This is a genomic window from Citrobacter sp. 172116965 (assembly GCF_013458095.1).
Lineage (GTDB): Bacteria > Pseudomonadota > Gammaproteobacteria > Enterobacterales > Enterobacteriaceae > Citrobacter > Citrobacter braakii.
In genome coordinates this window covers 3,125,212-3,140,079 of sequence record NZ_CP046673.1, presented here as the reverse complement: position 1 = coordinate 3,140,079, position 14,868 = coordinate 3,125,212, and the positions used below count along the sequence as shown (strand labels likewise).

Annotated in this window: 12 protein-coding genes; all 12 read left to right on the top strand. The window is 37.2% G+C overall.

What is annotated here, in order from left to right; all coding sequences use genetic code 11:
* Positions 1–134: 134 nt before the first annotated feature.
* Complete coding sequence (gene galF / locus GPJ68_RS15360) at positions 135–1,028, top strand: GalU regulator GalF (protein WP_000609089.1); 894 nt, start codon at positions 135–137, stop codon at positions 1,026–1,028.
* A 425-nt stretch (positions 1,029–1,453) separates the two neighbouring features.
* Positions 1,454–2,353, top strand: a complete 900-nt coding sequence (rfbD, locus tag GPJ68_RS15355; protein ID WP_019077126.1) for a dTDP-4-dehydrorhamnose reductase — start codon at positions 1,454–1,456, stop codon at positions 2,351–2,353.
* Entirely contained in the window at positions 2,353–2,907 is a 555-nt protein-coding gene (gene rfbC / locus GPJ68_RS15350) for a dTDP-4-dehydrorhamnose 3,5-epimerase (protein WP_019077125.1), read from the top strand. The genes rfbD and rfbC overlap by 1 nt, the downstream gene beginning before the upstream one ends.
* Positions 2,894–3,820 (top strand): glycosyltransferase family 2 protein, encoded by a 927-nt coding sequence (locus GPJ68_RS15345; RefSeq protein ID WP_104651476.1) that lies wholly within the window; start codon positions 2,894–2,896, stop codon positions 3,818–3,820. The genes rfbC and GPJ68_RS15345 overlap by 14 nt, the downstream gene beginning before the upstream one ends.
* Positions 3,821–3,884: 64 nt before the next feature.
* On the top strand, positions 3,885–4,715 hold the full coding sequence (locus GPJ68_RS15340) for an ABC transporter permease (RefSeq protein ID WP_029139589.1): 831 nt from the start codon (positions 3,885–3,887) through the stop codon (positions 4,713–4,715).
* Positions 4,705–6,039 carry an ABC transporter ATP-binding protein gene (locus tag GPJ68_RS15335; protein ID WP_104651477.1) on the top strand — a complete coding sequence of 445 codons (1,335 nt, stop codon included), beginning with the start codon at positions 4,705–4,707 and terminating at the stop codon, positions 6,037–6,039. The genes GPJ68_RS15340 and GPJ68_RS15335 overlap by 11 nt, the downstream gene beginning before the upstream one ends.
* Positions 6,040–6,041: 2 nt before the next feature.
* Positions 6,042–7,619, top strand: a complete 1,578-nt coding sequence (locus GPJ68_RS15330; protein WP_104651478.1) for a glycosyltransferase — start codon at positions 6,042–6,044, stop codon at positions 7,617–7,619.
* A gap of 64 nt (positions 7,620–7,683) precedes the next feature.
* Positions 7,684–9,675: a glycosyltransferase gene (locus tag GPJ68_RS15325; RefSeq protein ID WP_180836789.1), complete on the top strand. Its 1,992-nt coding sequence runs from the start codon at positions 7,684–7,686 to the stop codon at positions 9,673–9,675.
* 3 nt (positions 9,676–9,678) lie between these two features.
* Positions 9,679–10,779 carry a non-hydrolyzing UDP-N-acetylglucosamine 2-epimerase gene (gene wecB / locus GPJ68_RS15320; protein ID WP_019077119.1) on the top strand — a complete coding sequence of 367 codons (1,101 nt, stop codon included), beginning with the start codon at positions 9,679–9,681 and terminating at the stop codon, positions 10,777–10,779.
* A 4-nt stretch (positions 10,780–10,783) separates the two neighbouring features.
* Positions 10,784–11,857, top strand: coding sequence for a glycosyl transferase (locus GPJ68_RS15315; protein WP_029139588.1), 1,074 nt, complete (start codon positions 10,784–10,786; stop codon positions 11,855–11,857).
* Positions 11,858–12,020: 163 nt separating this feature from the next.
* Complete coding sequence (gene gndA, locus GPJ68_RS15310; protein ID WP_104651479.1) at positions 12,021–13,427, top strand: NADP-dependent phosphogluconate dehydrogenase; 1,407 nt, start codon at positions 12,021–12,023, stop codon at positions 13,425–13,427.
* Positions 13,428–13,662: 235 nt separating this feature from the next.
* Positions 13,663–14,829: a UDP-glucose 6-dehydrogenase gene (ugd, locus tag GPJ68_RS15305; protein WP_104651480.1), complete on the top strand. Its 1,167-nt coding sequence runs from the start codon at positions 13,663–13,665 to the stop codon at positions 14,827–14,829.
* Positions 14,830–14,868 lie beyond the last annotated feature (39 nt).

Below are 14,868 nucleotides of genomic sequence, written 5' to 3'. Positions count from 1 at the left end.
TCCCTGGGATTAAGATTACTGCATTGCGAAGTTAAGCGGCGTAACATACGCTGCATCGGAGTAATGTAATTCATACTGGCTAAAACAAGCTAAAAAGCTATAATTCAGCAACAATTGAATAGGTGAATGACTTAATGATTAATTTGAAAGCAGTTATTCCGGTAGCAGGTCTGGGGATGCACATGTTGCCTGCCACGAAGGCAATCCCTAAAGAGATGCTACCGATCGTAGACAAGCCGATGATTCAATACATTGTCGACGAAATTGTAGCTGCAGGTATCAAAGAAATCGTGCTGGTGACTCATGCGTCTAAGAACGCGGTTGAGAACCACTTCGACACCTCTTACGAACTCGAATCGTTGCTTGAGCAGCGTGTTAAGCGCCAGCTATTAGCCGAGGTGCAGTCTATCTGTCCTCCAGGCGTGACTATTATGAACGTTCGTCAGGCTCAGTTACTGGGCCTGGGTCATTCAATTCTTTGTGCTCGCCCAATTGTTGGGGATAACCCGTTTGTCGTCGTATTACCTGACGTTGTTCTTGATACAGCGAGCGCGGATCCGCTGCGCTACAACTTGGCTGCCATGGTTGCTCGTTTTAATGAAACCGGGCGTAGTCAGGTGCTGGCTAAGCGTATGGAAGGCGATCTGTCTGAGTACTCTGTTATTCAGACCAAAGAGCCTTTAGATAATGAAGGCAAAGTCAGCCGTATTGTTGAATTCATTGAAAAACCAGACCAGCCGCAGACTCTGGATTCCGATCTGATGGCAGTAGGGCGCTACGTGCTTTCTGCTGATATCTGGGCAGAACTGGAGCATACCCAGCCAGGTGCCTGGGGGCGTATTCAGTTGACGGATGCTATTGCTGAGCTGGCGAAAAAACAGTCTGTTGACGCCATGCTGATGACGGGTGACAGCTACGACTGCGGGAAGAAAATGGGCTATATGCAGGCGTTTGTTAAGTACGGCCTGCGTAACCTGAAAGAAGGGCCGAAGTTCCGTAAGAGCATTGAGAAGTTGCTCGGAGAATAGAAACAGGCTGCAGCAACGACATTGGAAGGAAAGTCGCGGTAACTGACTACCTCATATCGACATTTGATAAGGTTGGGCGTTAGTGCCGCTTTTTACTTAGAACAAGCTAACAATATAGCTTTAACCTACTAAGTTTAATCTTGCTGTTGTCGGATTTTTTCTTGTTTCTGACTACATTTGGTAAGACAATTAGCGATTGATTTTTAGGTTTTCTGCGAGTATTTGCAGAAGCTAACGTCCAATTTGTTTATACGTAGTGCACTGGTAGCTGTTGAGCCAGGGGCGGTAGCGTTATCAAATGCCATAGTTTATTCAACATATGAAAAGCATTGGAATTGATTGGTTGACTTTTCAATAGCCTTGATTATATGAAGCTGTATCTTGGTATTAAAAGCTTTTCATCTGGTTGTATTGATGGGATAGAAATGAGAATTTTACTATTTGGGAAAAATGGTCAAGTAGGATGGGAACTGCAGCGCTCACTTGCTTTATTGGGTGAAGTATTAGCATTAGGCCGAAGTGACTATTTTCCGTGCGGTGATTTGAGCAATTTGAAAGGCATAGCTGATACGATACAACGATTTCGCCCAGATGTTATTGTTAATGCTGCCGCATATACAGCTGTCGATAAAGCCGAACAAGAGCAAGATTTAAGCTGGTTGATAAATGTTCGGGCCGTAGAAGTAATGGCAATCGAGTCGAAAAAGTTAGGCGCATTATTGATACACTATTCATCTGATTATGTTTTTTCGGGTGATGGGAGTTCATGGCAAAAAGAAGAAGATATTGCTGCGCCAATAAATCACTATGGTTTGGCTAAACTAGCCAGTGAAGAGGTAATTACTAAATTTAACCCAAAAAGTCTAATATTTCGAACAAGTTGGGTTCATAGCTCGCGCGGTGCTAATTTTATTAAAACGATATTAAATATTGCTAAAAGTAAAAAAGAAATATCAGTTGTTGATGATCAATTTGGTTCTCCAACTTCTGCTGAATTAATTGCAGATTGCACTGCACATGTTATTCGTAAAGTGTTACCAGATAATAATCACTATGGGATATACCATTTGGTGTCGAGTGGATATACAACATGGTTTGATTATGCTCAGTTTATTATGAATCATATTGATAGTGCAAATTATCTACTGAATAAAATAAATAACATTACTTCAAGTGAATATAATATGTTAGCGAGAAGACCATTAAACTCTAGATTAAATAACAGAAAATTCCAAGAACAGTTTAACTTACTTCTTCCCGATTGGCAGTTTGGTGTTAAAAGAACACTTTCTGAAATTGAAAAAGCTTGTAAAGAAGGCAAATAATGAAAATTACAAAAACGGAATTGAATGATGTAGTAATTATTGAACCTAGCATTTTTGGGGATGAACGTGGGTATTTTTATGAGAGCTATAATAAACAAAAATTTGATAATGCAATTGGTGAAGATATTATATTTGTTCAAGACAACATTTCATTGTCACAGAAAGGGGTATTGAGGGGATTACATTATCAAGCATCACCGTATTCGCAAGGTAAGCTTTTAAGTTGTCTGGAAGGTGAGATTTTCGATGTGGTTGTAGATATAAGAAGAAACTCACCAACATTTAAAAAGTGGATTGGCGTAATTCTCAACGACATTAACAAAAAGAGTATATGGATCCCAAAAGGGTTTGCCCATGGTTTTTTAACAATGTCAGATTTAGCAAAAGTTTGTTATAAAGTTACTGATTTTTACAATCCAAATTCCGAAAGAATTATTATTTGGAATGATACTGATATCAATGTTGCTTGGCCAGAAATGGAACATAAGATAATCTCAGAGAAAGATTTATTAGGCGTTTCTCTGAAATTATCGGAGTTGTATGATGAACAGTAGTGTTGCTATTTTAGTTTGCACATATAATGGTGAAAAATATTTAAAATCACAAATTGATTCTATCCGTGCTCAAACTCACAATGATTGGGTTATATATATTTCTGACGATGGCTCAACGGATAATACTAGAAAAATAATAGAAGATTGCATAAGTGAGATTGGTACTGAAAGATGTAAATTAATTGAAGGACCACGTAAGGGATTTGCTAGGAATTTTATTAATGGGATAAAGTTGATCCCAAAAAAATACCGATATTATGCTTTTTGTGATCAAGATGATATATGGCTAAATAATAAAATAGAGAAAAGTATTGCAAATCTCTCTTGTATCATAGCAAACATACCGGCCGTATATTGCTCTAGCACATTATTAGTGGATGAGAATGAAAACTATATCGGTCCATCCTCAAAAATAACGAAACCTTTATCTTTTAAAAATTCCTTAATTCAATGTGTAGCTGGTGGAAACACTATGCTGTTCAATTTATCGGCTAAGTTAATCATTGATAAAACACCTGAAGATAAAATTATTCCATCCCATGATTGGTGGGTATATATCTTAATTACAGCATGTGATGGAAAAGTTATATATGATCCCGATCCCACATTAAAATACAGGCAGCATTACAATAACTTAGTTGGTGAAAACAAAACATTATCAGCTAAATTTAAGCGAGTTAAAATTTTATTTAATGGCGAATTTAAGAAAAGCGTTGATGCTAACCTTATTTTACTTAATCATATGCATGAAATACTTAGCCAAGAGAATAAAATTACAGCGCAGCGATTTTTTTGCCTTAGGAAGGTAAGTTTTCTTAGCAGAATAAAACAAATTATACAACTTCGATTATACAGGCAAAGTAATATTGAGTCTCTCTTGTTTGCGGTTGCTTTATTTTTGAAGCGTATCTAAATGATTTGATCAGTTATTTATGTTAAGAAAGAAGATTATATTGAATGTGTCCATCGAGGGGAAAATGAGTTTAGCAACAAAGAAATCTAAGAATCCTATAGTGTTTCTGAAGACAGTTAAAAACAATAGAGAACTGATCTATGAATTAATTAAGCGAGATATTGCAAGTAGATATCAAGGTTCAGTTATCGGTTTTATGTGGTCATTTATAAATCCAATAATTATGTTGTCTGTATACACTTTTGTATTTAGTGTTGTGTTTAAGGCTCGTTGGTCTGCAGATAGTACAGGAAGTAAAACTGAATTTGCATTGATATTATTCTCAGGGTTGTTAGTTTATAATTTGTTTTCAGAGTGTCTGAATAAATCTCCTGGGCTTATTCTTTCAAATGTGAATTATGTGAAGAAAGTAATATTTCCATTGGAGATATTACCTTTTGTTGTATTAGGTACTGCTTTTTTTCATATGCTAATTAGCTTTGTCGTTTGGGTTGTTTTTTATTTAATATTCTTTGGTATACCTCACATTACGATATTTTTATTTCCGCTAACTTTGATCCCGCTTATTTTTTTGATAATTGGTCTTTCATTATTCCTGTCAGCGCTTGGTGTATACTTACGAGATATCGGACAAATAATATTATTATTAACAACAGTACTTATGTTCATGTCACCAATATTTTATCCTATACAAGCCTTGCCTGATAACTTTAAGATTATCATGGAATTTAATCCACTAACATTCATTATAGAACAGGTTCGGGCAGTGATAATATTCGGCAATAGTATTCAATGGCAAAAATGGGGTGTATGGACAATTGTTTCAATGATTGTTACATGCCTTGGATTCGCGTGGTTCCAAAAAACAAGAGGAGGATTCTCTGATGTCCTCTGAAATTTCTATTTCAATTGAAAATGTCTCAAAAGTTTATGAGATGTATGATAATCCTCGCGAAAGATTACTTCAGCTATTTTCTTCTTCAAAGAAATATTACAAAGAATTTTGGGCTCTAAAAAATATAAATTTCCACTTACGCAAGGGAGAAACAGTCGGTATTCTGGGACGAAATGGTAGTGGTAAAAGTACACTACTACAGATAATCGCCGGAACTTTAGAGGCTACTCAGGGTTGCGTCACTACCAGTGGGGTTGTTGCTGCATTATTGGAGTTGGGGTCGGGTTTTAATCCAGATTTTACCGGTCGTGAAAATATTTATCTAAATGGATCTATTTTAGGTTTTTCTCGTGAGCAAATGGATAACCGAATAGATGAGATAATAGCCTTTGCTGATATTGGTCAACACTTAGATCAACCGGTAAAAACTTATTCTAGTGGTATGGCCGTTAGGTTAGCATTTGCAGTACAGGCTTGTATTGAACCTCAAATTTTTATTGTAGATGAAGCACTGGCTGTAGGTGATGAGAAATTTCAGCGTAAATGCTATGACTATATTGAAAAATTAAGGAAAAAAGGTTGTAGTATTTTATTAGTTACGCATTCAACAGGTACAATTGAAAAGTTTTGCCAAAGAGCTGTTCTGTTGCATAAAGGAGAAATGCATGCAATAGGGTCGGCAAAAGATGTGATCGATCAGTACCATGCATTACTATATTCAGATGAACAAGCTTATATTCGTTTTGTCAACTCGCAAAAAGAGAGAGAATCTCAAAGTTCTTTAGAAGATCAAACAGCAGAAACATTTAAAACAGAAACCACTGACATAGTTTATGGTGATAGTGATAGTGATGGTTCGAGTAAAAAGCAGAGTATTACTCGAGGATTGAGTGCGCAAATTGTTAAATGGGGAATATTTGATTCAAATGGGAAACAGTGCGAGCTTTTTAATACAGGTGAATGCATCACTGTCACTATGCAAATTGAATCTTTATCAAACATTAACGAGATTCAGGCTGGACTTTTACTAAGGACGGTTGAGGGGGTAAGCGTTTATGGAACTAGTACCCGCTATCACGACAGTAATTTAATTAGCGTCAAATGTGGTGATGTTTGGAATTGCTCATTTAATATAAAATTAGATTTATGTCCTGGCTCATATTTTATCACTCTTGCAATAGCGGAGGTATTGGAACAATCTGGCATGGCATACTTGGATCGTAAAACTGACGTTATGGTCATAAAAGTTAATCAACGAACTCTTAAAGCTAGCGGCATTGCTTCATTAGAAACTCAAGTTGAGGTATTAAAACAGAAAGGATAAGTATGAATATACTAGTTGTTACTGAAGTCTTTCTTATTGGTGGACTTGAAACTAATATTGCTGGAGAAATTCGCTCCCTTATTAAACAAGGTCATTCAGTTTACTTGGCTGTTGGTAAAGAGTTCGATACAAGTTTAATTCCTTCAGAAGTTACTGGCATTATCTCAAACTTAGACTTGAACCATAATATAGGGTCGGAAGAGTTTTCAAACACTATAAATAGCTTACGCAAGTATATTAGACATAACAATATTGAACTGCTGCATGCTCAACCTTTCTATTCTATAATAATCTCTGCTATTGTTGCCGAGTTAGAGAATAAGGCATTAGTATTGACTTTACATGGTCCTGTGTCGTTTGCTAATTATTTGAGTCCAATTTTTAAATTTTTACTAACAGATATTATTCTTCCAAATGTCAACATTGCATATGTAGTTTCTGCTGAGATGAAAGAATTAAGTTTGGCCTTTTCATCAGAAAGTAACGTGCAGATATTACCGAATGGTATTGAATTAACGCAGCATGATGAACGTTCAATCAAGGATGAACGCTGGGTTTGCGTTAGTCGTTTGGATGAACAAAAGATTGTCGGCGTTCTTGAATTTATAAAGTATGCAAAAGCTATTGGGTTACCTGGTGTTGTCATCATGGGAGATGGACACGCTAAAGGAACATTAGAGCAAGAGATATCTGCGAATAATCTATCAAATTATGTTGAGTTTGCCGGATACGAATCAGATGTCAGAACAGCTATTACTTCATATTCTGGAGTGGCTGGAATGGGGAGAGTTGTTCTTGAAGGTATTGCAGCGAAACGACGTGTTATTTTAGTTGGGTATGATGGTGTTAAAGCCGTATTGAATCCGGAAACTTTTGAAAAAGCTGCATGGTGTAATTTCTCAGGGAGAAATTTCGATACTATTACTACTGAACAGTTAAAATGTGAATTATCATCTATTTCTGATAAAGATTTAGACTCTTGTTATGACATTATCAATGATGGTTATAATGTAGATAATATTTGGTTGCATTTCTCATCTTCTGTAGCCTGTATTTTAAACAATCCTTTTTCAAGTACCGATTCATTTTTGAGAAAAATTTACAGTCTTATTACAACAGGAGATGTTTATTTTCCCAGATATGAGAATTTATATTTTTCAGATGCAATTTATGCACTGATATCTCAAATCATATTTAATATTAATAATGAAAGTGTTCGGCAACATTTTTGTCTCTTAGAGCAGAAGAGAAATTGTGAACAATTAAAACAAAATAATATTAGTATAGCTGAAATTCAAAGTATTATTGAGTTAAGCCAAAAAAATATCTCTATTAATGCTGATAGGTTATATGGTGATTTTGAAAAGCGGATCAATAAACTTATTACGTATAATGATGAGTTAATTGGAGTTATTGATAAAGCAAATGCTCAGATATCTAATACTAAAACTCTTGTTTTAGGATTAGAGGAAAAAATACTACTCCTTGAGCGTAAGATATCAGAAATGGATCGGAAGAATGATGAACATATGGAAAATTCCAAGGGGTTTTTATATCGACTAACTCATCGTGAAAAATAAATTATTGGTATATCTCAAAAGATAGATAATTTTAAATGCTAATTTTTAGTTAACAGAGGTAAAAATGAATTTGCAGAGTATTTCTTTCTATGCGAAGAAATCTATTAAGTTGATAAGAGATAAAGGGTTTAAGGTATTTATTAAGGTTGCAGTCGCTAAAGTCGATCGAAGGCTGAACGGCTATAATTTGATACAGCAATTTCCTACCATTCACTCCTCTGATAATTATCTGAATGACAGTAATTTCATGGAAGGTGAGCTAATCATTATCTCTGGCGTTCCTTATGATGATATCGGAGGTGGCCAACGTGCTGCTCAGCTTGCTAGGTGTGCTCTGAAAACCGGTAAGAAAGTAGTTTATTTATACATTTATAAAAAATATGATTTTGAAAAAAATATACACGTTGAATCAGATGTTTCTATTCATGGTTTGCAGCATATATATATAGGAAATACTACCCCTAATATTATTTCTAAGATAGTATCCGCCAATGCTACATTAGTCATTGAACATCCCCATCCAGATGCGCTTCCTTATCTGGAGTTTTTTAATAATCGTGGTTTAAAGACTGTGTTTGAGCTTATTGATGATTGGGAAACTAGTCTTGGTGGGGACTGGTTTAATTTGGAAAATTACCAACGTTTTGTTAGAGAATCAACCGTAGTTGTGGGAACTGCGAAATTGCTAGTAAAACGATTAGAAGATTTAGGCAGAGAGGATGCCATCTATCTACCAAATGCTGCAAATGAGTATATTTTCGACAAGTACAGGAAATACTCCAAGCCATTTGATATGCCTTCTGGATATAATCGAATAGCTCTTTATTTTGGTTCATTATACGGTGAGTGGTTTGGATGGGATTATATTACCGCAGCTGCAAAGGCAAATCCAAAAATTGCCTTTGTACTGATAGGTGATAAACCAACTGATAGAAATATTTCAGATAATGTCTTCTTTTTAGGTGCCAAGGATATAACTGAATTACCAGCATACCTGGCTCATTCTGATATAACCTTGTTGCCTTTTGTTCCAGGTAAAATTTCAGACGCAGTATCTCCTATCAAAATATTTGAATATCTTTTCTTGGGTAAACCGGTAATTGCTACCCAAATGCCAGAGATTGTGGATTACCCCGGGGTTTTCATTGCAAATGATCCTGTTGAATTTGCAACATTATGTAAAAAGGTTGAAGTTACAGCTGAATTAATCAGTAAAAATGATATCTTTATATCGGAAAACTCATGGTTTAGTCGTCTGGATAATATTTTGACCAGTAAAACTTATGAGAGATTCCACAAGAAAACTAGTGCTGTTATCTTAATACACAATAATGCAAATATTATTATCCGTAACTTGCAATCATTGATCCATCATTGTGATTATTTCCTCAAGGAAATAATTGTTGTGGATAATATGAGTATTGATGGTGGTGCTGAGTTAGTTGCCTCTCAATTCCCAAACGTTAAGATTATAAAAAATGATGTTAATGGCTGCTCATCAGGCCGTAACTTAGGTGCTAAGTATGCTACGGGCCAATATTTGGCATTTTTTGATTCTGACCAGTGGTTTACATCATTCTCCAGTTTTACTGAAGCTTTAAATCTCTTAGAAAAAAATGCAAATATTGGCATTATTGGATGGGGTGCTGGTTGGTTTGATGTAAATCGTTCTGATTTAGGTGGTATGATTTCTGATTATTGTCCTAATAGAGGGATGAACGCTGAAGCTATACATAAAGGTTACAGAAGTGATATTGGTTATCTTGGTACGTGCGGGGTATTTATGTCGCGTACTATATTTGAAGCATCTAAGGGATTTGATACTTTTTATGATCCCACTTGTTATGAAGATACAGATTTATGTTTCCAAATTAAAGCTCTTGGCTTTGATGTTTGTTATCGTGATCTAACTGGTATAAGACACCAACCGCATCAAACAACTAAAGCTGATTCTGGCAGTGATTATTACGAAAAGTTATTTAATCGTAATGCTAATTATTTCAAAGAAAAATGGTCTTCCTATCCAGAATTTTATGTAGATTATAAAGGAAACTAAAATATGAAAAAGATTATCTGTGTTGTGGGCACTAGACCTGAAGCCATAAAAATGGCACCTTTAATTCAAGAATTGAAAAAGTCAGAGTTATTTTCTGTGACTGTTTTGGCCACGGCTCAACATCGTGACCTTTTAGATCAAGCTCTGGAGCTATTTGGAATTGCTGCTGATGATGATCTTAATGTAATGACCCCAGGTCAGACATTACAGGAATTAACAGCAAGGTTAATGATTGGAGTTGATAGGATTCTTGAGGAAAGAAAACCAGATATGGTTATTGCTCAAGGTGATACTACAACGGTCTTCGTTACGGCTTTAGCATGTTTCTATAAAAAAATACCATTTGCTCACTTAGAAGCAGGATTAAGGACAAATGACTTGTATTCACCTTTCCCGGAGGAAGCAAATCGTATTTTAGCAGGTCATTTGGCTGCTTTACATTTTTCTCCTACCAGTGTGTCCCGGGATAATTTGCTAAAAGAAAACATTGGTGAAGAGAAAGTATTTGTTACTGGAAATACCGTTATTGATGCTTTATTGGATACAGCCAAGAAAGACTTTGATTTTGGGATCGATATTCCACCAAATCATCGCTTGGTTCTTGTTACATCGCATCGCCGCGAAAATTTTGGTAAGCCTATAGAGAATATTTGCGCCGCATTACTAGAATTGGTAAATAAATATCCTGATATTTACGTGTTGTTCCCTGTTCACCCTAATCCTAACGTTCGCAATGTGACTAATTCTGTATTAAAGGGGCATAATCGTATCGCTTTGGTGGATCCACTAGATTATGGTCCTTTTGTAAGTGCTATCAAAAAATCATATCTGATTTTAACAGACTCAGGCGGAGTGCAGGAAGAGGCTCCAGCGTTAGGAAAACCAGTTTTAGTCTTACGTCGTGATACTGAAAGACCAGAGGCAGTAACTGAGGGGGTTGTCAAATTAGTTGGTACAGAGACAGTTGATATTATACGCGAAGCTTCTATTCTCCTTTCAGATAGTATTGAATATTTCAAAATGGCTAAAGGCGCATCACCTTATGGTGATGGAAAAGCCAGTTCCCGGATATTAAATATCATTAAAGAATACTTCAAAGTTTAACATCATGAAAATGGTCTATCTATCCCCGGTTCCATGGTCAAGCATTACTCAGCGTCCACATTTTTTTGTGGATGCTGCTTTAAGAAATGATGTGGAATCTGTTCTTTGGATAGACCCATACCCAACTCGATTTCCTAACATCGGAGATTTTCATCCGGGGCGGCATGCTCCGGAACCTGTGGGCATGGGGCTACCTAAAGGTCTTAATATATTAAAACCTGATTTTATTTTGCCATGTGAACCCTTGCCTATAGTATTCAAATTGCTTAACTCTGGTGCTATTAATAAAATTTTCCAGAATGTAGGTGATTTCATTGATTCTGATACTTTATTAGTTGTTGGTAAACCGAGTTTGCTCGCGTTAAAGTTAATAGATAGTTTTAAATGGAAAAAAAAATGGTTTGATGCAATGGATGATTTTCCTCAATTTTATGTAGGACTATCAAAATTTAATATGATAAAGACCGAAAATAAAATCATATGTTCTGTTGATGAAATTATTTGCTCAAGCCATGCGTTATTAGAGAAGTTTTCTCTACCTGATAAAACAAAACTTATATTGAATGCTTGCTCGGATACAATTGAGCGCTCCAGTGATTCTAACACGGATAATAAATTTGTATTTGGCTATATCGGTACAATTGCTCAATGGTTTGATTGGACATGGGTTGTTGAATTATCTAAGCTAAATCCTGATTCTTTGATAAGAATTATTGGACCAATAAAGACAAGTGTTCCTACTAATCTTCCCAAAAATATCAAGCTTGAGATGGCAATTGAACATAGTAAGGTAATGAGTACGATTGCAACATTCGATGTTGCAATTATACCTTTCATGCTCAATGAAATCACAAAATGCGTGGATCCTGTAAAATTTTATGAATATTTATTGGCCCGAAAAGATATTGTTTCAACAGCGTTCGGAGAAATGAATTATCATCATCATTCATATGTGAAAAATGATGTTACTATCAATTATAAATTGCCTTCTGGTTCTTTGTTTTTTCCATTTTCTTCAATGAGTCCAGCACCAAGTGTACCTCGTTGGAACGATCGATTCCAGACTCTATTTATCTAATGAATTCTTTTGGAATGTCATTTTTTTTCGAGGCTTCGAAGTATTCTTGCTTCTATTAATTGTTAATAATATTTAGTTTGTTTTTTTAAATTTTATCTAATTTGTTTTATATAACTATGATATATTCATGATGCAAAATTTCCCTGCGTATTAGGAGCACATAATGTCTAAGCAACAAATCGGCGTCGTTGGTATGGCTGTGATGGGGCGCAATCTGGCGCTCAACATCGAAAGCCGTGGTTATACCGTGTCCGTTTTCAACCGCTCGCGTGAAAAAACGGAAGAGGTTATCGCCGAGAATCCGGGGAAAAAACTGGTTCCTTACTATACGGTAAAAGAGTTTGTTGAATCCCTTGAAACACCTCGTCGTATCCTGTTAATGGTGAAAGCAGGCGTTGGCACTGATGCTGCTATCGACTCCCTGAAGCCATATCTGGATAAAGGTGACATCATTATTGATGGCGGTAATACGTTCTTCCAGGACACTATCCGTCGTAACCGTGAGCTCTCAGCTGAAGGATTTAACTTCATCGGTACCGGCGTCTCCGGTGGCGAAGAAGGTGCGCTGAAGGGACCATCTATTATGCCTGGTGGCCAGAAAGAAGCTTACGAGCTGGTTGCCCCAATCCTGACCAAAATCGCCGCTGTTGCAGAAGATGGTGAACCGTGTGTGACGTATATCGGTGCCGACGGTGCTGGTCACTATGTGAAGATGGTACACAACGGTATTGAGTACGGTGATATGCAACTGATTGCTGAAGCCTACTCATTATTGAAAGGTGGTTTGAACCTAAGCAACGAAGAACTGGCTAGCACCTTCACCGAGTGGAATAACGGCGAGCTGAGTAGCTACCTGATCGATATCACCAAAGATATCTTCACTAAAAAAGATGAAGATGGTAAATATTTGGTGGATTTCATCTTGGATGAAGCGGCGAATAAAGGGACGGGTAAATGGACCAGCCAGAGCTCTCTGGATCTCGGTGAACCACTGTCTCTGATTACTGAGTCTGTGTTTGCACGTTACATCTCTTCACTGAAAGATCAGCGTGTTGCTGCCTCTAAAGTCCTGTCCGGTCCTAAAACTCAGCTTGCGGGTGATAAGGCAGAATTTATTGAGAAAGTACGTCGTGCGCTGTACCTCGGTAAGATCGTGTCTTATGCTCAGGGCTTTTCTCAGCTGCGTGCCGCATCTGACGAGCATAATTGGGATCTGAACTACGGCGAGATTGCAAAAATCTTCCGTGCGGGCTGCATCATCCGCGCGCAGTTCCTGCAGAAAATCACCGATGCCTATGCTAAAAACGCTGGTATCGCAAACCTGCTGCTCGACCCGTACTTCAAGAACATTGCCGATGAATACCAACAGGCGCTACGTGATGTTGTTGCGTATGCTGTGCAGAATGGTATCCCGGTACCGACATTCTCTGCTGCTGTCGCTTATTACGACAGCTATCGTGCAGAGGTGCTCCCTGCAAATCTGATTCAGGCCCAGCGTGACTACTTCGGTGCGCATACTTATAAACGTACTGATAAAGAAGGTGTTTTCCATACTGAATGGATGGAATAAGTCTTCTGACGTTCACTGGCCCGGTTTTTTGACCGGGCTTTTTTTTATCCCAAATCTTATTGATTTAAGTTGATTGCTTAATCTTTACTTAATATTTCTAGCGTACACTGATAAAGAAAATCTGAATTGTTTTAACCTTCGTTGACACAATATTCAACAAAACGTTAAAACATTATTCTCTTATCAGGATGTACGACATCATGATTAATTATTAAGATAATACTGAGAGCATGAAATGAAAATCACCATTTCTGGTACCGGATATGTTGGCCTGTCAAATGGTCTTCTTATCGCCCAACATCATCAGGTCATTGCTCTGGACATAGTTCCTTCCCGTGTCGAGATGCTAAATAATCGGATATCTCCGATAGTTGATCAAGAAATTGAACAGTATCTGCAATCAAAAGATATAACATTCAGCGCTACCCTGGATAAGCACAAAGCTTATCAGAACGCAGAATTTGTCATTATTGCTACCCCAACAGATTACGATCCCAAAACTAATTATTTCGATACTAGCAGCGTCGAGTCAGTTATACAGGATGTTATTAAAATAAATCCAGATGCAGTAATGGTAATAAAATCGACTGTTCCTGTCGGTTTTACTCAATCGATGCGTCAAAAGTATAGCTCAGACAATATCATCTTTTCCCCAGAATTCCTGCGAGAGGGTAAAGCGCTATATGACAATTTGTACCCTTCACGCATTGTAATTGGTGAACGATCTTCCCGTGCAGAAACGTTTGCTGCACTGCTACAGGAAGGGGCTCTGAAGAAAGATATTCCGACCCTATTTACCGACTCAACCGAAGCCGAAGCTATCAAGCTCTTTGCAAATACCTATCTGGCGATGCGTGTTGCCTATTTTAACGAACTTGATAGCTATGCAGAAACTCTGGGGCTTAATGCTCGACAGATCATCGAAGGGGTTTGTCTGGACCCGCGTATTGGTAACCATTACAACAATCCCTCATTCGGTTACGGTGGATACTGTCTGCCAAAAGACACTAAGCAATTACTCGCCAACTATAAATCTGTACCAAATAATATTATTTCAGCAATCGTTGATGCTAATCGGACGCGAAAAGACTTTATTGCTGATGCAATTATTTCACGAAAGCCAAAGGTCGTCGGTATTTATCGATTGATTATGAAAAGTGGCTCAGATAATTTCCGGGCATCGTCTATCCAGGGTATTATGAAGCGTATTAAAGCGAAAGGTATCCCGGTCATAATCTATGAGCCTGTATTGCCAGATGATAGTTTTTTCAATTCGCGGGTTGAGCGTGATCTGGCTAAATTTAAAAGCGAGTCCGATGTTATAATCTCTAACCGGATGGCCGAAGAACTGTTGGATGTAGCCGATAAAGTCTATACCAGAGATTTATTCGGAAATGATTAAACGCTCAGTTAAATAAAGATACCGGCATAGTGCCGGTAT

Coding starts and splice junctions, on each gene's coding strand:
- GPJ68_RS15325 (WP_180836789.1), top strand. CDS start 7,684: ATGAATTTGCAGAGTATTTCTTTCTATGCGAAGAAATCTATTAAGTTG.
- gndA (WP_104651479.1), top strand. CDS start 12,021: ATGTCTAAGCAACAAATCGGCGTCGTTGGTATGGCTGTGATGGGGCGC.
- GPJ68_RS15335 (WP_104651477.1), top strand. CDS start 4,705: ATGTCCTCTGAAATTTCTATTTCAATTGAAAATGTCTCAAAAGTTTAT.
- galF (WP_000609089.1), top strand. CDS start 135: ATGATTAATTTGAAAGCAGTTATTCCGGTAGCAGGTCTGGGGATGCAC.
- rfbD (WP_019077126.1), top strand. CDS start 1,454: ATGAGAATTTTACTATTTGGGAAAAATGGTCAAGTAGGATGGGAACTG.
- rfbC (WP_019077125.1), top strand. CDS start 2,353: ATGAAAATTACAAAAACGGAATTGAATGATGTAGTAATTATTGAACCT.
- GPJ68_RS15330 (WP_104651478.1), top strand. CDS start 6,042: ATGAATATACTAGTTGTTACTGAAGTCTTTCTTATTGGTGGACTTGAA.
- GPJ68_RS15345 (WP_104651476.1), top strand. CDS start 2,894: ATGATGAACAGTAGTGTTGCTATTTTAGTTTGCACATATAATGGTGAA.
- wecB (WP_019077119.1), top strand. CDS start 9,679: ATGAAAAAGATTATCTGTGTTGTGGGCACTAGACCTGAAGCCATAAAA.
- GPJ68_RS15315 (WP_029139588.1), top strand. CDS start 10,784: ATGAAAATGGTCTATCTATCCCCGGTTCCATGGTCAAGCATTACTCAG.
- GPJ68_RS15340 (WP_029139589.1), top strand. CDS start 3,885: ATGAGTTTAGCAACAAAGAAATCTAAGAATCCTATAGTGTTTCTGAAG.
- ugd (WP_104651480.1), top strand. CDS start 13,663: ATGAAAATCACCATTTCTGGTACCGGATATGTTGGCCTGTCAAATGGT.